Below are 20,632 nucleotides of genomic sequence, written 5' to 3' on the forward strand. Positions count from 1 at the left end.
GTGTCGCGCATCGCGGAGATCAGCCAGCTCGTCTCCAACATCACCACCTCGGCCGAACAGCAGGCGTCGGGCCTGCAACAGGTCAACACCGCCGTCGGCGAAATGGACTCGGTGACCCAGCAGAACGCCGCCATGGTCGAGGAAAGCACCGCCGCCGCCCGCAGCCTGGCCGCAGAGGCCGAGGATCTCGCACGCCACGTCGCCCGTTTCCAGATGACGCAGGCCACCCCCGTGCGCGCCGCACCCGCCGAACGCGCCGCACCCCGCGCCGCCGCATCCGCACCCCGCAAGATCGTCGCGCAACGCCGCACCGCACCCGCACCACAAACCCACGGCGCACTCGCCCTCAAGATCGAAGCCAACGCCGACGACTGGTCGCAATTCTGAGCCGCGACCGCGACCACGGCCGCATGCGGCGGGACGCGTCCTCAAAACAGCTTGCGCAGCGACATCTTCACCGTGCGGCCGATCGGATCGAGATAGGCGGGCTGGAAGCGGTTGGGGACGCGCCCGGTGCCGTCCCGCACCCGCTGGCGCGCATCGGTGACGTTGCTCACGTCCAGCTTCAGTTGCAGCTTGCGTGTCCACGCCACGTGCGGCGTGAAATGATGGATGCTGAGCGTGGCGCCCATGTTCAGCTTCAGGATCGGCGCGAACCGCAGGTCCGCGACCGGGCTCGCGCTGCGCACGCGGCTGGCGGCGCTGTACCAGGCGTCGAACGTCAGGCCGTTGCCGAGATGATTGACGCCGCCATAGACATAGCCGGACACGCGTGCCGTGCCGCCGCCGGTGATCGTCCCGCCGTTCAGGATGTCGATCTCCGCCGTCCCTGGCCGGATCTGCAACCGGTCGCCAAGCTTGATGCTCGGCCCCATGCCCGCATAGAAGCTCGGTCGGCCGGGGCCCGCCGCGGCGCCCTTGCCATCGGCGGGCCGCGGCGTACCCAGCAGTCCGGACGCGCTGACGACCATGGCCAAGATACGCTGCCGTTCGCGGGCGATGGTGATCGGCGAATAGGCGACGGACACCAGCCGCCCGGCAGCATCGCGCACGAACAGATCGGGCAGGATCGCCGCGGTCTGCGCGGTCAGGGCATAGACCATCCCGGTCTGATTGCGGATGGTGGTGGCGTCATAGGTGGTACTCACGCGCAGTTCGCGCGCGGCAAACGGCTTGATGCTCAGCTGCAACGACCGGCTGCGGCGATGTTCGGGAACAAGATCGGGATTGCCGCCCTGCAGCAGTGTGACGTTCACCGTGGATCCGGTCGTGAAATCGAACACGGGGACATTGGCGAACCGCACCTGCGGCGTCGAAAGCTGCGCGATCGCCGGCGCCGTGGTGGTCCGCTTCTGCGTGGCGAGCAGTTGCACCCCGGGCACCATGCCCCACGTCAGGCCATAGGTCGTGTCGTACAGCGATCGGAATCCCTCCACCGCCCGCACACGCATCGCGGCGTTGACCGACAATTCTCCCACGAACGGCAGCACATCCTCGCGCCGCGACGCGATCGGCACGTCGACAGCAACCCCGCCCTCGATCCTGGTGCGGCCCAGCCGCAGCGCGAACGGATCGGCACCGCGGGTGGAGGAGACCGCCGTCGCACGTTCGGCTTCGCCGGTCGCGGTGACCGTCACCTTCCCCGCCGGCAACCGGATCGGGGTGTTGGTCAGCACCGTCTTCGCCGACGCGCTGCGGGTGCGCAACCGCCCGCGATCGATCACCCGCATCGTCAGTAGCGCCGGATCCAGCGGCGCGAACGGGTTCGTCCCGCCGGCGATGGCGGCATTCGCGGCCGCCGGATCGATCCCGCGCGCGCTGCTTCCGCGGATCTCCTGCTGATCCAGCGCCCCGCTCAGATCCCAGCGCCATCCCGCGACCACGCCGCGCAGGATGCCGCCGGCATGCAGCGTGGTGGTCGTCTGGACCACGCGCAGCGGATCGGCCTCGACCAGATAGCGGTTGAGCAGCACCGGCCCTGCGAAGGGCGAGAACGGGTTGCCGCCCGGCACCGTCAGGATCGCCGTGGCCGGCCCCGCCAGGTTGCGGTCGCGGCTTCGTTCCGCCGACAGGCTGATCGATCCGTCGGTCGTCGCGCCGACCCGGTCGGCCAGCACCGCTTCGGCCTTCACCGCATCGTTCCGCGGCGTCAGCATGCGGTCACGGCCGATATCGAACGGTCGCGGCTGCCCCGCCCCCGCCGCAAAGCCGGCGATCGTCCGGTCCGCTTCATTTTCCGGCGCGCGCGCGACCGTCACCACCCGCCCGGCCGCGGCCGATAAGACAGGATCGATCTCGCCTCCGCCGATGCCCGTGACGTTGCCGATCGCGTCGAACAGGATATCCGGATCGGGCAAGATGGTCCGATCCGATTGGCGCAGCGGCTCGGCATGGCGATATTCCAGCCCCACCGTCAGGCGGCTGTCCTTGGCCAGCCGGGTCAGCCCGAAATTGGCAGTGCCGATCGCATATCCGCCGCGGGTCGCACCGCCGCCGGTCGCGCGGACCTCTGCCTGCCGGAACCGGCGCTTGGTGATGAAGTTCAGCACGCGGCGTGTGGGAGGATAGCCGAATTTCAGCGCCACCGGCTCCGGCAGCACCTCGACCTTCTCGATCGCCTCGGGCGGCAGCGTCGCGATTTCCTCATAGCCCGATATGCGCTGTGCATTCAGCAGGAAGATCGGATCCGATCCGTCCGCAGCCTGCGTCACCGCCCGGATCACGCGCAGCAGCTCCGCGATCGTCGTCGCGCCCGTGGCCGCGATCGCGTTTGCATCGAAGGTCGCGACGGCCTGGATACCCGCAGCCAGCGACCGCCGGTCCCCGGTCACCGTCACCTCGCCGGCATTGCTGTCGCGGTCGGCAGCCGGCGGCTCACCCCCCGCCTGCGCCGTGGCGACGGTGCCGCACAGGCCCAGCAGCAGCACCGGCAATCGGCGGATCCGCCCTGCGGACGCCGCACGGCCCGACACTTCCCTGCGCATTCGATCTCCCGCGCCACCCGCCGCACGGCTGTGCCGCGCTCCGTTCCTCGGGCGCGCCTTCCGGGTCGACGATCGCAAGGCTACGCGAACGTCCCTGTGGCATCAACGGTTTAGCGTCAGGCGACCAGCCGATATCCGATGCCGGGTTCGTTCAGCAGCAGCGCCGGAGCCGCGGGGTCCACCTCCAGCTTCAGCCGGAGCGCGCGGATCGCGACCCGCAGATATTCGACATCGTCCACATGCCCGTCCCCCCACACCGTCCGCAGAAGATGCGAGTGGGTCAGCAGTTTGCCGCCGTGCCGCACCAGTTCGGTAAGCAGTGCAAATTCTTTCCGGGTCAGTTTCACCGGCTGGTCATCCCGCCGGACCTGATGCGCGACCAGATCGACTTCGATCGCCCCCAGGCGCAGCCGGTCCTGCCCCGCCGGTGCGGCGCCACGGCGCCGCAATGCGCCGCGGATGCGGGCGAGCAATTCCTCGGTATCGAACGGCTTCACGACATAATCGTCGGCACCCAGATCCAGGGCCGCCACCTTTTCCGCCGTGGCATCGCGCGCGGTCAGCACGATCACCGCGCGGTCCGCCGCCTTCAGCAACGGAACCAGTTCGATACCGTCGCGATCGGGCAGGCCCAGATCGAGCAGCACCAGCTCACACCCCGGCCGCCTGGCCAGCGTCAACCCCTCCGTCGCGGTCGCCGCTTCGTCCACGCGCATCCCGACGCGCTCGATCGCGCCGCGCAGCAGCCGGCGGATCGCACCTTCGTCATCGATGATAAGGATCTGGCCGGTCATTCCGACGTGCTACGCCGGATCAGGGTGTTGGGCCAGGACAGGAAGAAGCTCGAACCGCCATCGTCCCGGTTCGCCGCCGACACGTTCAGCCCCATCGCGTCCGCAAATCCCCGCACGATCGCCAGTCCCAGCCCGGTGCCCCCGCTCCGGTCGTCGCCATCGACACGGGTAAAGCGATCGAACAGCTGCGCCTCCTGCCCCGGCGGCAATCCCGGTCCGCGATCATGGATGCCCAGGATCAGTTCATAGGGCGTGCGGCGCCCCTCGATCAGGATATCCGTCCCGGCAGGCGCGAACTTGGCGGCGTTGCCCAACAGGTTGATCAGGACGTGGTGCAACATGCGCGGATCCGCCTCGACCAACGGCAGGGTGGGCGGCACCGCCAGCACCAGCCGGTGCCGCGCCAGTTCGGCGCGCAGGTCGCGCGCCGCCGCCGCGACGGCATCGGTCAGGTCGGTCGCCTCCCGCTTGACCACCAGCGCGCCCGCCTCGATCCGCGTCATTTCGACCAGATCGTCGAACACGCGGCGCAGGCGGCGCGCCTCGCCCTTCAGCATCGCGGTGGCAGGGGACGCACCATGCGCCATCGCCAATTCGTCGGCCGCTGCGACGACCGCCGTCAACGGCGTCTTCAGGTCATGGCCGATCGACGACAGCAAGGTCGCCCGCAACGCATCGCGCTGCTGCAACGCGCTGACATCACGCGCCTGTTGCTCCAGCTGCAGGCGCTCATGCGCCAGGGCCGCCTGACCGAGCAGGGTCGCGAACAGCACATGCTTGTCCGCCGCAACCGGATCGCTGCCGGCATCGCGCGCGATGCCGAGCACGCCCAACACACCCAGCGCGGTCTTGAGCGGATGGAACTGCCATTCGCTTGCCGCCAGCGTGCCGCTGGCCCGCCCCGCCACTTCCCCGCGGTCGAATGTCCAGTCGGCCGCCGCGGTATCGATCGGGCCAAGCTCCACCGGATCGGGCGCGGCCGCAACGACGACATGACGTCCCTCGCGCCGCGCGATCAGCACGGTCGACACACCCAACAACGCGGCGATCTCTTCGCAGGTTGCCGTCGCGGTGCCGGTTTCGTCGGACACGGCGGCGAGACGCTGACCAAAGGCGGCAAGCGCAGCGTTTTCGGTTGCGGTCCGCGCGCCGATGTTCGCTTCGTTCCGGACCCGCCCGGCCAGCTGGCTTCCCACCACCGCCACGATCACGAACACCGCCAGCGTCACGACATTGTGGGGATCGGCGATCGTCAGCGTGTAGAGCGGCGGCAGGAAGAAGAAGTTGTAGGTCAATGCCGCACTGAGACCGGCGACCAGCGACGAGCGCAGACCGTAGAGCGTCGCGGTCGCGATCACGGGCAACAGATAGAGCAGGTCGATCGCATCGGCGCCGACCAGCGGCAGCAGCAATCGCGCCAGCACCGTCGTCGCCGCCACAAACCCCAGTCCGGCAATGCTGCCGCGCGCGAACATGGGCCCCGCTGCCGCCGTGGCCACCTCGCGCGGTAGCTCTCCGGGGGTGGACAGCGGCACGACATGGACCGCGACGTCATCCAGCCCGCGCACCAGCCGGTCGACCACCGATCCATGCCGCAGCTCGAACCACCAGGACCGGCGCGACTTGCCGATCACCACGGCGGTGGCGCGCGCTTCACGGATCTGCGCGACCAGCCCTTCCAGCACGGTGCGCGCCGGCACGGTGACGATCGCGGCCCCCAGTGCAGCCGCAAGGTCGAGCGTCGCCGCCATCCGCGCCCGCGCCGGCACCGACAGCGCGGCGGTGCGCGGCGTCTCGATCACCACCGCCGTCCAGTTCGCGTGCAGCGCGTCGGCCAGCCGCTTGGCCGACCGGATCAGCGCATCGCTGCCCGGCTGATCCCCCACCGCGACCACCACCCGCTCGCCTGCGGCCCAGGTGCCGCTCTCGCCCAGGCTCGCGACATGATCGAGCAGGTGGCGGTCGACGGTCTGCGCGGCGCGGCGCAGCGCCAGTTCACGCAGCGCCGACAGGTTGGACTTGGAAAAGAAATGGCCGAGCGCGCGGGTCGCCTCGGCCGGGATATAGACCTTGCCGGCCCGCAAGCGTTCGATCAGCTCGTCCGGCGGCAGGTCGACCACCTCGATCTCCGCATCGTCCAGCACCGCGTCAGGCACGGTTTCGCGCACCCGCACGCGCGTGAAGCCGGCGACCACGTCGTTGAGGCTCTCGACATGCTGGACATTGAGCGTGCTGAGCACGTCGATACCCGCTTCGCGCAGTTCCTCGATATCCTGCCAGCGCTTGGGGTGGCGGCTGCCGGGCGCGTTGGTGTGCGCGAACTCGTCGATCAGCGCGACCTGCGGCGCCCGGGCCAACATCGCATCCAGGTCGAATTCGGTCAGGACGTGCCCGCCGTGCGGGATGCGCGCGCGCGGCAGGATCTCGAACGGCGCGGTCAGGCCCTCGGTCTCGCTCCGCCCATGCGTCTCGATCACCCCGGCGACCACGTCGGTGCCGGTCCGCAGCAATTCCGCGCCCTCGCGCAGCATCTCGAACGTCTTGCCCACGCCGGGCGCCGCACCCAGGAAGATCTTCAGGCGGCCGCGCCGCTCGCGCCGCGCCGCCTTCAGCAGCGCGTCAGGAGAGGGGCGGACGTCCTTCACCTGCGCATGCTAGCCGAAAGCGCGTCCAGCTGTCGATTGAGCTGCAGCACATTGACATGCGGCTCCCCGATGATGCCCAGCGTCGGCATCGCGGTGTGCGCAGCGATCAGCGCCCTGACCTGCGCGTCATCGATCCCCCGTGCCCGCGCAACCCGCGGTGCCTGCAGCAGCGCGGTCGCCGGGCTGATATCGGGGTCGAGGCCGGACGCGCTGCTGGTCACCAAGTCGGCAGGCAGGTCGCCCGTCATTCCTTCCGCGCGTGCTTCGGCGGTCCGCTCGGCGATCGCATCGCGCAGGCTCTTCGATCCCGGCGCCAGGTTGGTCGCGCCTGACGCGCTCGCATCATATCCCTTGCCCGCCGCCGACGGGCGCGGGTGGAAATAGCCCGGCGTGGTGAAATCCTGGCCGATCAGGCTCGATCCGATCGGCTTGCCCGTACGGTCGGTCACGATGCTGCCATTCGCCTGCGCCGGCAGGGCGACCTGGGCGATAGCGGTGATCACCGCCGGATATAGCAGTCCGGTCACCAGCGTGATCAGCAGCAGCAGGACGACGGTCGGGCGCAGCGCACGGAGCGTTTCGGTAAGCATGAGAAGATCCTTGAGTCCGGAGATCAGGCGAGGTGCAGGCCGGCGACGATCAGGTCGATCGCCTTGATACCGACGAATGGCGCGATCAGCCCGCCCACGCCGTAGACGGCCAGGTTGCGCGCCAGCAGCGTCCCCGCCGCGGCCGGGCGATATTTCACGCCCTTCAACGCCAGCGGCACCAGCGCGGGAATGATCAGCGCGTTGAAGATGATCGCCGACAGGATGGCGCTTTCCGGGCTGGCCAGTCGCATCACGTTCAGCCCGCCCAGCCCCGGATACAGGGCGACGAAGATCGCCGGCAGGATGGCGAAATATTTGGCGACATCGTTCGAAATCGAAAAGGTCGTCAGCGCGCCGCGCGTCATCAGCAACTGCTTGCCGAGGCCCACGATTTCGATCAGCTTGGTCGGGTCACTGTCCAGATCGACCATGTTGCCGGCCTCGCGCGCCGCCTGCGTGCCGGTGTTCATCGCCACCCCAACGTCCGATTGCGCCAGCGCCGGGGCGTCGTTGGTCCCGTCGCCGCACATCGCGACCAGCTTGCCGCCTTCCTGCTCCTTGCGGATCAGCGCCAGCTTGTCCTCCGGTGTGGCTTCGGCCAGAAAATCGTCGACACCGCTTTCCGCGGCGATGCTGGCGGCGGTCAGCGGGTTGTCGCCGGTGATCATCACGGTGCGGATCCCCATCCGGCGCAGTTCGCCGAAGCGTTCACGGATCCCCGCCTTCACGATGTCCTTCAACTGCACCACGCCCAGCAGGCGCTGCCCGTCGGCGACCGCCAGCGGCGTCGCCCCACCGCGCGCGATGTCGTCGGCCAGTTTCCGGAGCGCGTCGGCATTGGCAACATCGCCCAGCCGTTTCAGTACGGCATCGACCGCACCCTTGATCAACGCGCGATCCCCGATCTGTAGGCCCGACACCCGCGTCTGCGACGTGAACTTGATCTCCTCCGCGCCCTCCGGCGCCGCGACGGCGGTACTGCCATCCGCATCGGCCAGCACCACGATCGACCGGCCCTCGGGCGTCTCGTCCGACAGGCTGGCAAGCCGTGCGGCCGCGGTCAGTTCGGCGATCGTCACGCCGGGAACCGGCAGGAACGCCGTCGCCTGGCGATCGCCGATCGTGATCGTGCCGGTCTTGTCCAGCAACAGCGTGTCGATATCGCCCGCCGCCTCGACCGCGCGACCCGATTTGGCCAGCACGTTGAACCGCACCAGTCGGTCCATTCCCGCAATCCCGATCGCGGACAACAATGCGGAAATCGTCGTCGGGATCAGCGTGACGAACAGCGCCACCAGCACCGGCACGGCCAGCATGCCGCCCGCATAGGCCGCGAATGCCGGCAATGTCCCGACCGCGATCAGGAAGATCAGCGTCAGTCCCGCCAGCAGGATCGTCAGCGCGATCTCGTTCGGCGTCTTCTGGCGTTGCGCGCCTTCGACCAGCGCGATCATCCGGTCCAGAAACCCCTGCCCCGCGCCGGCGGTCACCCGCACGGTGATCGAATCGGCGATCACGCGCGTGCCCGCCGTCACGGCGGACCGGTCGCCGCCGCCCTCGCGGATCACCGGCGCGCTCTCGCCCGTGATCGCGGCTTCGTTGACGCTTGCCACGCCGGCGATGACCTCGCCGTCCGCCGGGATCAGGTCGCCCGTCTCGACCAATACCTCGTCGCCGACCACCAGCCGTGTCGCGTCGATCATCTCCCACTGCCCGCCGGCGCCGGTCTTCTTCTTCGCGCGCAGTTCGGCCTTGGTGGCGCGCAGCGATGCCGCCTGGGCCTTGCCGCGCCCCTCCGCCAGCGCCTCCGCGACATTGCCGAACAGCACGGTCAGCCACAGCCAGAACACCAGCTGCCCTTCGAACAGCGGGTGGCCGGTTCCGGTGATCGCCCCCTTGATCAGCAGCAGCGTCGACAGGCTGGCGACCATCGCGGTCACGAACATCACCGGGTTGCGGATCAGCGTGCGTGGATCGAGTTTGCGGACCGCGTCCCGCATCGCGGCAACAAGCAAGGGACCGGTGAAGAGCGATGTGTTCTGGTGTGCCATGATCGGCCCTTTCAGAGCAGAGTGCCGGCGGCGACCTGCGCCTGGTCCGCAATCGGCCCCAGCGCGAGCGACGGCAGGAAGGTGAGGCCACCGACGATCACGATGATCGCCGCCAGCAGGCCGATCCACAGCAGGCCGGTGGTCGGGAACGATCCCGCCCCTTCCGGCACGCGCCGCTTGGCCGCCAGCCCGGACGCGATCGCCAGCACCGGCAGGATCACGCCGAACCGCCCGACGATCATCGCCGCCGCCAGCAGCAGATTGTAGAAGGGCGTGTTGCCGGTCAGGCCGCCAAATGCGGACCCGTTGTTCGCGGCGGCGCTGGAAAAGGCATAGAGGATCTCGCTGAACCCGTGCGCGCCCTTGGCCAGCGGACCGGCCAGCCCGGCGTCGGTGACGCAGGCCACCGCGGTCAGGCCCAGGATGGCGAGCGGCGGAATGGCGATGGCGATCACCGCCAGCTTCATCTCGCGCGCCTCGATCTTCTTGCCGACATATTCCGGCGTCCGGCCCACCATCAATCCCGCGATGAACACCGCCAGGATCGCATAGATCAGCACCGCATACAGGCCCGACCCCACACCCCCGATCACGAGCTCGCCCAGCTGCATGTTGAACAGCGGCACCATTCCCCCGATCGCGGTGAAACTGTCATGCATGCCGATCACCGCGCCGCACGATGTGGCGGTGGTAATGACGGCGAACAGCGCGGTCGCGGCCACGCCGAACCGGACCTCCTTGCCCTCCATATTGCCCCCGGCGACGCCCAACGCATGATGGATCGGGTTGCCGGCCGCTTCGGCGCTATAGGCCACCGCGACGCCCGCGATGAACAGCAGCAGCATCGCGGCGAGGATCGCCCATCCCTGGCGGACATTGCCGACCGCCTTGCCGAACGTCAGCGTCAGGCCCGCGCCCAGTACGAAGATCGTGAGCATCTGCAGCAAATTGCTCAGCGCGCTGGGATTCTCGAACGGATGCGCAGAATTGGCGTTGAAGAAGCCGCCGCCATTGGTGCCCAGCATCTTGATCGCCAGCTGCGATGCGACGGGCCCGACCGCGATGGTCTGATTGGCGCCTTCCAGCGTGGTGACGGTCACCGACGGCCCGAAGGTCTGCGGCACCCCCATCGCGACATAGGCCAGCGCCAGCACGATCGAGATCGGCAGCAGCAGGTAGAGCGTGACGCGGGTGATATCGACCCAGAAATTGCCGATCCCCTGCGCCTGCCGCCGCGCGAAACCGCGGATGAAGGCGAAGGCGACGGCGATGCCGACCGCGGCCGACAGGAAGTTCTGCACCGTCAGCCCGGCCATCTGCGACAGGTTCGACAGCGTCGTTTCACCGCCATAATTCTGCCAGTTGGTGTTGGTGACGAAGCTGACCGCCGTGTTGAAGGCCAGCAGCGTCTCCACGCCCCCGAACCCTTGCGGATTCATCGGCAACACGCCCTGCAGCTTCAGCAGCGCAAACAGCAGCGCGATGCCGCCGATGTTGAACAGCATCAACGATGCGGCATAGCCGACCCAGCTCTGCTCCGTCCGCGGGTCGATCCCGGCCAGCCGGTAGAAACCGCGCTCGACAAAGCCTAGCGGCAAGGTCTCGCGCGCATACAGCGCATGCATCCACGCCCCCGCTGGCTTGGCCAGCGCGACGATCAGCAGGGTGAAGAGGAGGATCATGCTCCAACCGGAAAGCGTCATCGCCGCCCTCCTCAGTATCGCTCGGGCTGTGCAAGCACAGCGAGCAGGTAGATGAGCGCGATCACGGCGACGGCGCTGCCAAGAAGAAGATCGAAGGACATGAGGACGCTGGCCTGTTCTGGATCAGACCCGTCCCCTGCATCCTGGCGGCATCAACGCGCGTGGTGGATTAGGCGATATTCACGTAAAGCGAGCGTAAAGGCGGGGGTCGCCCCCCGCCCGGCGCTAGATCGTCGACGGCATCCGCGTCAGCTTGCCCGACAACACCACCGGCCCGGTCGGCGCGCCGGTCGGCGATCCGCCGATCGGCTCGATCGACACCGCGATCGTTGCGGCCTGTCCGGGCTGAAGCGCGCTTCCGTCGATCCAGCGCGCGCTGGTATCCACCAGCCCCATCGACCGTGGTCCGCCGCCTTCGACGATCAGCCACAATTGCCGCGAATGCGCGGCATCGATCGGCAATGCCAACGGCCGGATCTCGTACCGGCCGCTATCGCCATGCCATCCGACCAGCAGGGCCGGCGTCGTGCCTTCCGGCGTCAACGCCGCCACCGCATCCATCGGCGCGGCGCCGGCGGGCCGCCGCCAGCCGACCACCGCCAGGCTGGAACTGACGGCCGCGATCAACGCCGCCGCGACCGCCAGCGACCGCCAGCCCCGTGCCACGCGGTTGTCGTTCGCGGCGCGCAGGCCGGCCGCCGCCTCGATCCGGTGCCACAGATCGACCGACGGCGTCACCTCCGCCGCGGTCGCGTCCAGAACGGCGAACCGCTGGCGCCAGATCGCGACCGCCGCCACCGCACGCGGATCGTCGACCAGAACATGCTCGAACGCGCGCCGCTCCTCGGGATCGAGCGTGCCCAGCACATATTCGGCTGCGGTCATGTCCATGTCGTCAGTCATCGCCAAGACACGCTTTCAGCGCCGCGAGCCCGCGATGCAACCAAGACTTCACTGTCCCCACCGGACGCGCATGCCGTTCCGCCAGTTCCTCGCGGCTCAGCCCCTCGCAATAGGCGGATACGATCATCGAACGCTGCACCGTGTCCAGCGTATCGAGGCAGCGGCGGAGCGCCAGCCCCGATTCGGCATCGATCCCCAGCGCCGCACCGGCGAGATCGGGCAGATACTCCACCTGCCGGCCCAGCCCGCGCGACGATTCGCGCCGGCGCATGTCGATCGCCAGATTGCGGGCGATCGCGGCCAGCCACGTCACCGGCCGCCCGCGCGACGGTTCATAGCCGGCGGCACTGCGCCAGATACGGACATAAACGTCCTGCATGACATCGTCGGCTAGGGTCATCTCGGGCAAGATACGCCGCACGATGCCGTTCAGTTTCGCGGACGTCCGCTGGTACAACAAAGCGAAGGCAGCACGGTCCTGCCGCCCGACCCGCGCCAGCAACTCTTCCAGGTCATCCATCCACGCCATCCCAACGTTTCGCCGCGTCATCATCCTCGGTCCGCGCCGCGACCCATGCCGTCCGGCCATCGGCATGAAGTTCCTGTTTCCAGAATGGCGCGCGGGTTTTCAACCAGTCGATCAGGAACATCGTCGCCTCCAGCGCGGCCGCGCGGTGCGGCGATGCCGTTCCCACGAACACGATCCGCGCCCCCGGCACAAGCGTGCCATGCCGGTGGATCAGTGTCAGGCCCAGCAGAGGCCAACGCGCCAGCGCGGTGTCCGCGATCGCCCGCATCGCCTTCGCCGTCATGCCGGGATGATGTTCCAGCATTAGCGCCGCCAGCCCGTCGCCACCGCGCACGATCCCGGTAAAGCTCGCCACGCCGCCACCGCCCAGCTGTTCCAGCAGGACCAGTTCGGCGCCCGGATCGAAATCCTCCGCCTGCACGCGCACCGTGACGGTAGGGGCCAAGGCCGGGGTCACCGTCGGATCACGCTGGCGGCCGACACGCCGCTCCCTCCCGTGACCGGCGGGAACAGCGCAATTTCGCGCGCGCCGGCGATGGCGGCGTCCGGCCCCACGAACTGGTCGTCGATCGCTGCACGGACCCTGTCCCGATCGGCGAACGCCGCGGCATGCCCCGCCGACCGCGTCGCCAGCCAGGCGACCAGCTCGGCTACGGTCGTGACCTCGGCCGGTGGATCCACCCGTTCCGCGCCCGTCCCGATCCGCTCGCGCACCCAGGCGAAATACAGCATCTCGACCGCCATCGCTCAGTCCATGTGCTTCAGGCCGACGCGGAGATAATCCCACCCCGTCAGCACCGTCAGCACCGCCGCCGCCCACAGGCTGAACAGACCCACCGCCAGGATCCAGCCCTGATCCGGCACTGCACCCGCCAGAATGATGGCGCCCAGCGACACCAGCTGGAACGTCGTCTTCCACTTCGCCAGTTTCGACACCGGCACCGACACGCGCAGTTCTGCCAGAAATTCGCGCAGCCCCGATACCGCGATCTCGCGCAGCAGGATCACCAGCGCCGCAATCACGTGCCAGCTGCGGATATCGCGCGTGAAGATCAGCATGACGATCACTGCCGCCACCATGATCTTGTCCGCGATCGGGTCCAGGAACACGCCCAGCTTCGACACCGTCCCCTGCGCGCGCGCCAGATAGCCGTCGAAATAATCGGTGATCCCCATCAGGCAGTACAGCCCGAACGCCAGCGCATAGTCGAACCGGCCGGGGTTCCACAGCAGGAACACCAGGATCGGCATCGCAAAGATGCGCGACAGGGTCAGGATGTTCGGCAGGCTCAGCATCGCGCCGCTTCTAGCGCGTCACGACACGGTTGGGGAGGCGTCGCAAGCGGGTCCATGCGAAATCCACCACCGCTTCCGCCAGCCAGCCGATCGCCGCGCCGGCCGCCACGTCGGTCGGATAATGCGCCTGTTTGGATATCAGGCCGCTGGCGATCGCGCTCATCGCGGTTCCGGCGGGCACGCCGGCCGCCGGATATTCGCGGGCCAGCGCACGCACCACCGCCACGCCGCCCGCCGTATGCCCGGACGGGAACGAGCGCAGATCGCTGTCGTCGCTGTCCCCGGCGCGCATCGCATAGTGCCCGCGGTGGATCAGAACGCGCGGACGCGACCGGTCGATATGGTCTTTCAGGACGCCCTTGGCCCAGGTCGCCAGCGCATGCGCCGCCAGCATCCGGGCGCCCGCCCGCGCCAGCCGCGCGTTCCGCGTCGCCAATCCGGTCAGCGCGACCGCAGCCGACAGCGCGACCAGCGGCGGCTGGTCCGCAACATCGGTGGCCGCGCTCACTGCGCGGACGGCCGGCATGTCCGCCGCCGGCGCCAGCGCCGCTGCGGCCTGTGCATCTGCTTTCTCGATCGCGGTGCGTCCGGACGTGGCCCGCTTCGCCCGTGCGCGATGGCCATCCGGCGCCTGTGCCTTGTTCGTGTCGCGCCCCATGCGCGCTCAACCGGGCGCTGCGACGAAAGTTGCACCCGCCGCGCGTGCAAAGGTCGATACCGGGCGATCATGATACACGGCCTCGCCGGTCGGTCGGTATCCCAGCCGCTCCGCCAGCCGCACGGACGCCACATTCTCCGGGTTGATCATGCACACCGTTCCCGCTTGCCCGGCGCCGGCGTCCATCCAGGCCAGCACCGCGCGGATCGCCTCCCCGGCAACGCCGGTGCCATGGACATCGGGGTGGAATCCCCATCCCATCTCCGGCCGGCGCCCGAACCCGTCGCCGATCCCGCGCCGGAAATCCATTGCCCCCGCCTCGCCCAGGAACCGCCCGGTCGTGGCGTCCAGCACCGCGAAGAATCCATAGCCGAAGCTTGTCCAATGGCCGATGTAGCGCAGCACACGGTGCCAGCTATCCTCTTCGGTCGCCGCCTGACCGCTGGTGTAGCGATAGAATTCCGGCATCATCCCCAATGCCCAGCGCGCGGCCAGATCCTCCGCCACATGCGGGCGCAATCGCAACCTTGGCGTCCGGATTTCGATCGGATCGTCGATGATCGCGGTCATGACGGCCATCCGGTTTGGCACCCGCACCCCGGATGGTCTATGACGTGCCTTCCCAGGAACGACGCGATTCCAACCTTCCGCATGACACCATCCTTCCGGCTCCTGGCCAAACGCCGGTTCCTGCCGCTGTTCGTCACCCAATTTCTGGGTGCGTTCAACGACAACCTGTTCCGCACCGCGATGATCATGCTGGTCACGTTCGAAATCCTGCGCGATCCGGCGCAGGAAGCGTCGTTTTCCGCCGTGGCGGGCGGTCTGTTCATCCTGCCCTTCTTCCTGCTGTCCGCACTGTCCGGGCAACTGGCGGACGGGCGCGACAAGGCGCGGATCGTCCGGCTGGTGAAATCGGCGGAAATCGCGATCATGGTATTCGGCGCGGCGGGCCTGATGCTCGGCAACATCCTGCTGATGCTGACGGCACTGTTCGCGATGGGGGTGCATTCCACCTTCTTCGGCCCGATCAAATATGCGATCCTCCCGCAACACCTGCATGGGGACGAAGTGCTGGGCGGTACCGGCCTGGTGGAGGCCGGCACCTATGGCGCGATCCTGCTCGGGACGATCGTCGGCGGCATCGTGCCGGCGTCGGTCGCCGCGGTGCTGGTGCTGGCGGTCGCGGTGATCGGGCGGATCGTCGGTCACCAGGTGCCACCGGCGCCGTCCGAACATCCCGACAGCAGCATCGATTTCCATGTCGTCCGCGCCTCGATCCGGCTGGTGCGCGACACCATGCACATCCGCCATCTGTTCCTGGCGATCGCCGCGATCAGCTTCTTCTGGGCGCAGGGCGCGATCCTGGCCGCGCAGTTTCCGCCGCTGGTCAAGAACGCGCTGTCCGCGAACCAGTCGGTCGCCACGCTGTTCCTGTCGATCTTCTCGATCGGGGTCGCGGTCGGCTCGATCATCATCAATCGCCTGTTGAAAGGCGCGGTGTCCGCCCGGTTCGCGCCCGCCGCCGCGATCCTGATGGGGCTGTTCGTCTGCGATCTCTACTGGACCGTCGCGCACTGGCCGCCGTCCGATGGCACGCTGCTCCCGCTCCGCGCCTTCGTCCGGCTTGCCCATGCCGATCGCGTGCTGTTCGATCTGTTCGGCGTCGCGGTGGCCGGCGGCATGTTCGTCGTCCCGCTCTACGCCTTCCTGACGACCAGTGTCCCGAAGGCACAGACCGCGCGGACCGTGGCCGCGAACAACATCGTCAATTCCGGCGCGATGGTGTTTTCCACGCTCATCCTCGCGGGGCTCGTGCATGTCGGCGTCTCGGTCGCCGGCACCCTCCTGCTGGTGGCGATCATGAGCCTTGGCGCCGCTTATCTTGCACTCCGCCTTCACCGCGCCTGTGTCGATCGCGGCTGCGCACCTGCCGAATAGGCTACAGCAGCATCGCCAGGAAAAAGGCCAGCCCGCCGGCGTAGGCGGTCAGGAAGAACCGCAGATCAGCACCGGCGCCGGCGTTCGGCCGATGCTCCCGTGCAACTATTGCGGATAGGGATTGGGTGCCGTGAACGATCATTGTCACGGCTTAACGCTTTCCTAACCGGTTCGTCGCGCCCGATTCGCAGTTAAGGGCCGTCCCGATACGGGACAGCCGGCACCTCATTCCGCGTCAACGTCAGCGTCTGAGTCCGCCATGTCGGACAGCCGCGCCTTGGTGGCGTCCGCGGCGCTCGACGCCCCCTTGGCGATGCGCTTCGTGCCGACCGCCGCCACAACGCCGGCGATCAGGCCGATCGCGGCGGCCGCCGCGCCGATCGCCTTGCCGCGCGGTGTCGTGGCGGCGCGGGCCGCGCTACCCGCCGCCGCGCGGACCCGGTCCGCCGCGGTTGTAGGCGCGGCTGGCTTTGGGTGCGGGCGCGGTGTCTGCGCGGCGGCGGTCTTCGCCGGCTTGGTCGCCTTCGGCTTCTCGGGGGCGGCCTTGGGCTTGCGCGGCTTTGCGGAGGTCGACTTGGCGGGGGTCGACTTGGCAGTGGTCGATTTCGGTGTTTTCGCACGCGCCTTGGCGGGGGTCCTGGGCTTGGTCGTCGTCGCGGTGTCGGCGGTCGGGGTCGCTGTGTCGTCTGCCATCGCGTGGCTCCTGGATCGATTGCGGATGCGGTCTCTGGATCAACCGCCGCGGGCTTGGCGCGGTTCCGAAACGATCCCGCCGGGATGGACCGGCCCGCCGGCTTCGTCCATGGCGGCCATGGTTTCCCCAATGCTGGAATGTGCGATCGCGTCCTCCCTCTCCGATCTGGCGCAAGCCGCCGCCACGCTCCGTCGCGGCACCGATTTCATCGCGGCCGGCCTGCAATCGCCGCCCGGGCGCGGTACCACCCGCGCCGCCACCGGCAACAGCAAGGTGATCGGCAACGGCCTGCGCGAAATCGATCGCTTCCTCAGCATCCTGATCGACGCGGTGGCCGACGGTCTGGTCGTCGACGCGGCGGATCGCCGCACGCTTCGGAGCCAGCGCAATACCGCGCGCAAGCTCACCGCGCTGCGCACGACCCTCGCGCTCGCCAGCCCGGATGACGCGGCGCTCCGTGCGATCGGGCGGTCGCGCGCCTGCCTGTTCCACACCGCCGGCATCGTCCGCCATGCCGGCCCGCATTCTGCGCCGACGCATGGCTGGGCCCATCCCGATGCCGCCACCGCGGTGCTGCCGCCGGCCCGGTTCGCGATCGGCGATCGGCTCGACGTGTCGATCGCCGATCTTCGTCGGATCGGCCGGTTCTACGATCGGATCGCCGACGATCTGCTCGCGCTTTCGGTACGAAAAACCGGGTTCGATTGATATTCCGATGCCGTTGGTCTATAGCAATTTTGCACACGTCGCCTGCGACGGAATTTGATGCCCTCGGGCGGAGTTTTCCTTTTCTTGCTTCCTGGCGCGCCGGACGCAGTGTTCGGGGCTTCCTCGTTTCTTTGAAAGGAAACATCTCATGCCGATCGGCACCGTCAAATTCTTCAATTCCGACAAGGGCTATGGCTTCATCGCCGCCGAAGACGGTTCGGGCGACAGCTTCGTCCACATTACCGCGGTCGAGCGCGCCGGCATGCCGACGCTCAACAAGGACCAGCGGGTCAGCTACGAACTGGAAACCGACCGGCGCGGCAAGCAGTCCGCCGTCAACCTCCAGTCTGCCTGATCCGATTATGGCCAGGGAGGCGTCGATGACACTCTCTGGCCTGATCATCTCTGTCCCCGGCGCCGATGGCGACACATCCCGGCCGGGGACATCGATAAAGCACCGCCATCCGCACGGGCGGATCGCGCCTGCTCCGGCCGGCGCACGGACGCTCCCGTCGCGATCCTGCGTGCTCCGACGCCGCGTGCTCCGACGTCCCGATCTTCAGCCACCGACCGTCTTGCGGCGACCGCGCCCTGCCGCCCCGCCCTTCCGCGCCCGGTGCGTCGTCATCCGGTTTGCGCGACCTGCCGCGCCGCATGTCACGGCATCGTGGCGCAGATGCGGGACCGACCACCGCCTTCCCATCCGCTTCGATCGAGGAGATCCATCATGTCGGTGACCAGCGAATTCTACATGGCCCGTGCCGCCGAAAGCGCACGCGACGCCGAAGCCGCGACGCTCGACAACGTCCGTGACCGCTGCCGCCGTTCGGAAGCGGCCTGGCTAACAATGGCCGGCCGGATCGCGCAGGGCGAAGCGATGCGCGACACGCTGGCGATCGAAAAGGCCGCGCGCCCGGCGATCGGGCTTTGAACCGCCCGTTCCGCAAGCGCTTTGACGGCCCCCGGCTTTCGGCGGAGGAAGCCGACCGCCAGGGCCGGGTCACGCGCCTCGCGTTCGAGGCATTGCGCGACTCCGGTCGCGTCGTCACCTTTCTCAACACCGCCGATGCCGATCTCGGCGGCCGCCCGATCGACCTCGCCGTCGCCAGCGCCGAAGGCCTTGCCTCCGTCGAACGCGCGATCGCCGCCCTGCACTGATCGCAAGGATCGACGGCGGCACACTCGGCACGCGGTCGCCGCTTCGATATCGGGATGTGCGTGTGCGTGACGCCGTTGCGTCACGGCGCATGCCACCTCCGCGGTACATCCCGCCGCATTCCTTTGCAGCGGGATTTTCAAGATCGCAGGCGTGACCCGATCGGCTTATCTGGGATAATAGCGGCCGGTCCTCTTCGCATCCGCCACAAGTTCCGGGATCGTGGCGTTGCCGACGCTATAGACCGTACCGGTCATATCGCCTGCATTGTCCACAATGGCGGAATAGGGGTTCAACTGAATCCCAAGGTCATGGGCCTGCACACCGGGAAGATGATATTTGATGAAGTTGGGGATGAGGGTCAGCGCGTTCAGCGTGTCCTGATCCTTCTGATCGCCGATCATGACGATCCCGCCATAATGCGGGAAAATGCCGCTGCTGCCGGCTTTATACCCCAACAGATTACCCGGTATGTCGCTACTGATATTGCCGATCGTGTCCCCCCACGTGACGACGTTGACGAAGTTGCTACCCCGGTTTTGCGTGTTGCCCATGGCAGCGATCAGACCGAGACCTGTCGACTCGAAGCCGATCCCGCCCAAGCCGATCTGCGACGACACATATTCCGCCTCGATCCCGCCCAAGGAGTGGCCGGTCACAAAGATATTGCTGGCGGCATAGCCCTGGGCCTTTCCTGCAGCCACGACCCGCTTCGCAAATGTCAGCGACGAGACGAGAGCCGGCGCGGCGACGTCGACCAACGCCAGCGTGACTTGAGCATCGGTAAGGGCCTGGCTGATGAGGGCCGACGGATGGGTGATCAGGTTTTCGCCACCCGTCGTTCCCTGATAGGCGATGACGAGCTGATTTCTCGGCGTAATCCATGTCGCGGCAACCGCTCCCGTGATCACATCCCGCAGTTTCAGCTGCCTGCCGTCCACCAGGAATGGCTTGAATCCCTCCGGCACCCCGCCGAGAATATATTGGGCATTGGACGCATTCAGAAACTGAGCGACCGTTGGGGTGACCGACGATGTCTGCGCCAACACCGGGGTTGTTGTCAGCAGGAACGAAAGCGCACTTGCAAAGATTCCAGTCATCTTAAAGCGCATAACATCTGCCTTTCCCGATATTCGATAGGACATCATCAATCCAGTCCGACGCTCTCTTGCAGGGAAATCATCGTCGATTAAAGTGCTGCATTCGGCATCTATGTGCCAATAAAACACACCATGAGCCATGTGGCAACGTCATCATCCGCATCAGCCATCAATCGCGTATTTGTCGCCGGGAGGCCGGACGGCGCACGACCGAAAGCACTCACGCCCGGACCGCCGCCGCGCGGTGTCCGCTCCCGGATTCAGGCCGATCATTCATCAGGGCAATCCCGGTTTTGCTACCCGCGGCGTGAGCTTGGGCGCGGTACGAGACGATCCAGCGCATCCGGATTGTCCCGGCCCCAGCCATAGAGCAACTCCACCGGCTCCACGAAGCGCCGCCCCAAATCGGTCAGGCGGTACTCGACCATCGGCGGCATCGTGCTCTGGACATGCCGGCTCAGCAGCCCGCTCGCCTCCATGTCACGTACCGTCTGGATCAGCATCTTCTTTGAAATGCCGGGCAGGCTGCGGTGGAGCACGCCGGTGCGCGCGACCCCGTCGTGGCGGACATGGAGCGTGTGGAGCACCATGCTGGTCCACTTGGTCGCGAACAGCTCCAGCACGCGGCGCGGCGCACAATCTTCCCGCCACTCCTCATCCGGCGTTCCGGGCTGCATAGGGTTACCTCCTGGTGCCTGGGGGCGTGAATGGTGCCGTCTGGAAGCGCAGCGCTCCCGTACCTAGAGGTTGTTATGAACCTGCGGCGATAGCAACGGCCTGTTTCATCATGAGGCAGGCGAAGGCGACGACGTGAAGTCCCGCGAGTGTTTCGGCATAGCGCTCGTAGTCTTTGACGAGGCGGCGGAAGCGGGTTGCCCAT

General features: G+C 67.7%; 22 protein-coding genes and 2 pseudogenes. 6 read left to right on the forward strand and 18 right to left on the reverse strand.

The window, feature by feature from the left end:
• A pseudogene (locus VF649_RS05755) lies at positions 1-387 on the forward strand (methyl-accepting chemotaxis protein); the annotation flags it as partial.
• A 41-nt stretch (positions 388-428) separates the two neighbouring features.
• On the opposite strand, the gene VF649_RS05760 reads toward VF649_RS05755, so the two are convergent.
• From VF649_RS05760 to VF649_RS05820, 13 genes are all read right to left on the reverse strand, one after another.
• Complete coding sequence (locus VF649_RS05760; RefSeq protein ID WP_331011006.1) at positions 429-2,984, reverse strand: hypothetical protein; 2,556 nt, start codon at positions 2,982-2,984, stop codon at positions 429-431.
• 116 nt (positions 2,985-3,100) lie between these two features.
• Positions 3,101-3,778: a response regulator gene (locus VF649_RS05765; protein WP_331011007.1), complete on the reverse strand. Its 678-nt coding sequence runs from the start codon at positions 3,776-3,778 to the stop codon at positions 3,101-3,103.
• Complete coding sequence (locus VF649_RS05770) at positions 3,775-6,423, reverse strand: sensor histidine kinase KdpD (RefSeq protein WP_331011008.1); 2,649 nt, start codon at positions 6,421-6,423, stop codon at positions 3,775-3,777. Before VF649_RS05770 ends, VF649_RS05765 begins: the two co-directional genes overlap by 4 nt.
• The gene (gene kdpC, locus VF649_RS05775; RefSeq protein WP_331011009.1) at positions 6,420-7,013 is read right to left on the reverse strand and encodes a potassium-transporting ATPase subunit KdpC; all 594 of its coding nucleotides are present in this window, start codon (positions 7,011-7,013) and stop codon (positions 6,420-6,422) included. Before kdpC ends, VF649_RS05770 begins: the two co-directional genes overlap by 4 nt.
• A gap of 23 nt (positions 7,014-7,036) precedes the next feature.
• Positions 7,037-9,064, reverse strand: coding sequence for a potassium-transporting ATPase subunit KdpB (gene kdpB / locus VF649_RS05780; protein WP_331011010.1), 2,028 nt, complete (start codon positions 9,062-9,064; stop codon positions 7,037-7,039).
• Positions 9,065-9,075: 11 nt separating this feature from the next.
• Positions 9,076-10,767 carry a potassium-transporting ATPase subunit KdpA gene (gene kdpA, locus VF649_RS05785; protein WP_331011011.1) on the reverse strand — a complete coding sequence of 564 codons (1,692 nt, stop codon included), beginning with the start codon at positions 10,765-10,767 and terminating at the stop codon, positions 9,076-9,078.
• A gap of 225 nt (positions 10,768-10,992) precedes the next feature.
• Positions 10,993-11,670 carry an anti-sigma factor gene (locus VF649_RS05790; protein ID WP_331011012.1) on the reverse strand — a complete coding sequence of 226 codons (678 nt, stop codon included), beginning with the start codon at positions 11,668-11,670 and terminating at the stop codon, positions 10,993-10,995.
• The gene (locus VF649_RS05795; RefSeq protein WP_331011013.1) at positions 11,663-12,190 is read right to left on the reverse strand and encodes a sigma-70 family RNA polymerase sigma factor; all 528 of its coding nucleotides are present in this window, start codon (positions 12,188-12,190) and stop codon (positions 11,663-11,665) included. Before VF649_RS05795 ends, VF649_RS05790 begins: the two co-directional genes overlap by 8 nt.
• On the reverse strand, positions 12,183-12,656 hold the full coding sequence (locus VF649_RS05800; RefSeq protein ID WP_331011014.1) for a molybdenum cofactor biosynthesis protein MoaE: 474 nt from the start codon (positions 12,654-12,656) through the stop codon (positions 12,183-12,185). Before VF649_RS05800 ends, VF649_RS05795 begins: the two co-directional genes overlap by 8 nt.
• A complete protein-coding gene (gene moaD, locus VF649_RS05805; protein ID WP_331011015.1) occupies positions 12,653-12,943 on the reverse strand; it encodes a molybdopterin converting factor subunit 1 in 291 nt (96 codons plus the stop codon). The genes VF649_RS05800 and moaD overlap by 4 nt, the downstream gene beginning before the upstream one ends.
• Positions 12,944-12,946: 3 nt before the next feature.
• Positions 12,947-13,495 carry a CDP-diacylglycerol--glycerol-3-phosphate 3-phosphatidyltransferase gene (gene pgsA / locus VF649_RS05810; protein WP_331011016.1) on the reverse strand — a complete coding sequence of 183 codons (549 nt, stop codon included), beginning with the start codon at positions 13,493-13,495 and terminating at the stop codon, positions 12,947-12,949.
• A 10-nt stretch (positions 13,496-13,505) separates the two neighbouring features.
• Positions 13,506-14,153 carry a phosphatase PAP2 family protein gene (locus VF649_RS05815; protein WP_331011017.1) on the reverse strand — a complete coding sequence of 216 codons (648 nt, stop codon included), beginning with the start codon at positions 14,151-14,153 and terminating at the stop codon, positions 13,506-13,508.
• A 6-nt stretch (positions 14,154-14,159) separates the two neighbouring features.
• Positions 14,160-14,723 (reverse strand): GNAT family N-acetyltransferase, encoded by a 564-nt coding sequence (locus VF649_RS05820; RefSeq protein WP_331011018.1) that lies wholly within the window; start codon positions 14,721-14,723, stop codon positions 14,160-14,162.
• An 81-nt stretch (positions 14,724-14,804) separates the two neighbouring features.
• Here VF649_RS05820 and VF649_RS05825 point away from each other — a divergent pair, with 81 nt between their 5' ends.
• Positions 14,805-16,094: an MFS transporter gene (locus VF649_RS05825; protein ID WP_331011019.1), complete on the forward strand. Its 1,290-nt coding sequence runs from the start codon at positions 14,805-14,807 to the stop codon at positions 16,092-16,094.
• Between the two features lies 1 nt (position 16,095).
• Here the strand turns inward: VF649_RS05825 and VF649_RS05830 are convergent, their stop codons facing one another.
• Both VF649_RS05830 and VF649_RS05835 read right to left on the reverse strand, forming a co-directional pair.
• Positions 16,096-16,242, reverse strand: coding sequence for a hypothetical protein (locus VF649_RS05830; protein ID WP_331011020.1), 147 nt, complete (start codon positions 16,240-16,242; stop codon positions 16,096-16,098).
• Between the two features lie 77 nt (positions 16,243-16,319).
• On the reverse strand, positions 16,320-16,787 hold the full coding sequence (locus VF649_RS05835; protein WP_331011021.1) for a hypothetical protein: 468 nt from the start codon (positions 16,785-16,787) through the stop codon (positions 16,320-16,322).
• Between the two features lie 109 nt (positions 16,788-16,896).
• Between VF649_RS05835 and VF649_RS05840 the strand changes: the two genes are divergently transcribed.
• The 4 genes from VF649_RS05840 (at position 16,897) to VF649_RS05855 (ending at position 18,654) form a co-directional block, all read left to right on the forward strand.
• A complete protein-coding gene (locus VF649_RS05840; RefSeq protein ID WP_331011022.1) occupies positions 16,897-17,496 on the forward strand; it encodes a hypothetical protein in 600 nt (199 codons plus the stop codon).
• A 148-nt stretch (positions 17,497-17,644) separates the two neighbouring features.
• Positions 17,645-17,851: a cold-shock protein gene (locus tag VF649_RS05845; protein WP_076071220.1), complete on the forward strand. Its 207-nt coding sequence runs from the start codon at positions 17,645-17,647 to the stop codon at positions 17,849-17,851.
• Between the two features lie 372 nt (positions 17,852-18,223).
• Complete coding sequence (locus VF649_RS05850) at positions 18,224-18,427, forward strand: hypothetical protein (protein ID WP_331011023.1); 204 nt, start codon at positions 18,224-18,226, stop codon at positions 18,425-18,427.
• Complete coding sequence (locus tag VF649_RS05855) at positions 18,424-18,654, forward strand: hypothetical protein (RefSeq protein ID WP_331011024.1); 231 nt, start codon at positions 18,424-18,426, stop codon at positions 18,652-18,654. The genes VF649_RS05850 and VF649_RS05855 overlap by 4 nt, the downstream gene beginning before the upstream one ends.
• Before the next feature lie 165 nt (positions 18,655-18,819).
• Here the strand turns inward: VF649_RS05855 and VF649_RS05860 are convergent, their stop codons facing one another.
• From VF649_RS05860 to VF649_RS05870, 3 genes and pseudogenes are all read right to left on the reverse strand, one after another.
• Positions 18,820-19,764: a hypothetical protein gene (locus tag VF649_RS05860; RefSeq protein ID WP_331011025.1), complete on the reverse strand. Its 945-nt coding sequence runs from the start codon at positions 19,762-19,764 to the stop codon at positions 18,820-18,822.
• 284 nt (positions 19,765-20,048) lie between these two features.
• Complete coding sequence (locus VF649_RS05865) at positions 20,049-20,429, reverse strand: helix-turn-helix domain-containing protein (RefSeq protein ID WP_331011026.1); 381 nt, start codon at positions 20,427-20,429, stop codon at positions 20,049-20,051.
• 73 nt (positions 20,430-20,502) lie between these two features.
• Positions 20,503-20,632, reverse strand: a pseudogene (locus tag VF649_RS05870) (IS5/IS1182 family transposase); the annotation flags it as partial.

It is taken from the genome of Sphingomonas sp., from assembly GCF_036387535.1.
Taxonomy (GTDB): domain Bacteria; phylum Pseudomonadota; class Alphaproteobacteria; order Sphingomonadales; family Sphingomonadaceae; genus Sphingomonas_R.

Excerpts from the sequence above, each read along its gene's own strand:
- VF649_RS05760 (WP_331011006.1), bottom strand. The coding sequence starts at position 2,984 with ATGCGCAGGGAAGTGTCGGGCCGTGCGGCGTCCGCAGGGCGGATCCGC.
- VF649_RS05765 (WP_331011007.1), bottom strand. The coding sequence starts at position 3,778 with ATGACCGGCCAGATCCTTATCATCGATGACGAAGGTGCGATCCGCCGG.
- kdpC (WP_331011009.1), bottom strand. The coding sequence starts at position 7,013 with ATGCTTACCGAAACGCTCCGTGCGCTGCGCCCGACCGTCGTCCTGCTG.
- kdpB (WP_331011010.1), bottom strand. The coding sequence starts at position 9,064 with ATGGCACACCAGAACACATCGCTCTTCACCGGTCCCTTGCTTGTTGCC.
- kdpA (WP_331011011.1), bottom strand. The coding sequence starts at position 10,767 with ATGACGCTTTCCGGTTGGAGCATGATCCTCCTCTTCACCCTGCTGATC.
- VF649_RS05790 (WP_331011012.1), bottom strand. The coding sequence starts at position 11,670 with ATGACTGACGACATGGACATGACCGCAGCCGAATATGTGCTGGGCACG.
- VF649_RS05795 (WP_331011013.1), bottom strand. The coding sequence starts at position 12,190 with ATGGATGACCTGGAAGAGTTGCTGGCGCGGGTCGGGCGGCAGGACCGT.
- moaD (WP_331011015.1), bottom strand. The coding sequence starts at position 12,943 with ATGGCGGTCGAGATGCTGTATTTCGCCTGGGTGCGCGAGCGGATCGGG.
- pgsA (WP_331011016.1), bottom strand. The coding sequence starts at position 13,495 with ATGCTGAGCCTGCCGAACATCCTGACCCTGTCGCGCATCTTTGCGATG.
- VF649_RS05815 (WP_331011017.1), bottom strand. The coding sequence starts at position 14,153 with ATGGGGCGCGACACGAACAAGGCACAGGCGCCGGATGGCCATCGCGCA.
- VF649_RS05820 (WP_331011018.1), bottom strand. The coding sequence starts at position 14,723 with ATGACCGCGATCATCGACGATCCGATCGAAATCCGGACGCCAAGGTTG.
- VF649_RS05825 (WP_331011019.1), top strand. The coding sequence starts at position 14,805 with ATGACACCATCCTTCCGGCTCCTGGCCAAACGCCGGTTCCTGCCGCTG.
- VF649_RS05835 (WP_331011021.1), bottom strand. The coding sequence starts at position 16,787 with ATGGCAGACGACACAGCGACCCCGACCGCCGACACCGCGACGACGACC.
- VF649_RS05840 (WP_331011022.1), top strand. The coding sequence starts at position 16,897 with ATGGCGGCCATGGTTTCCCCAATGCTGGAATGTGCGATCGCGTCCTCC.
- VF649_RS05845 (WP_076071220.1), top strand. The coding sequence starts at position 17,645 with ATGCCGATCGGCACCGTCAAATTCTTCAATTCCGACAAGGGCTATGGC.
- VF649_RS05850 (WP_331011023.1), top strand. The coding sequence starts at position 18,224 with ATGTCGGTGACCAGCGAATTCTACATGGCCCGTGCCGCCGAAAGCGCA.
- VF649_RS05860 (WP_331011025.1), bottom strand. The coding sequence starts at position 19,764 with ATGCGCTTTAAGATGACTGGAATCTTTGCAAGTGCGCTTTCGTTCCTG.
- VF649_RS05865 (WP_331011026.1), bottom strand. The coding sequence starts at position 20,429 with ATGCAGCCCGGAACGCCGGATGAGGAGTGGCGGGAAGATTGTGCGCCG.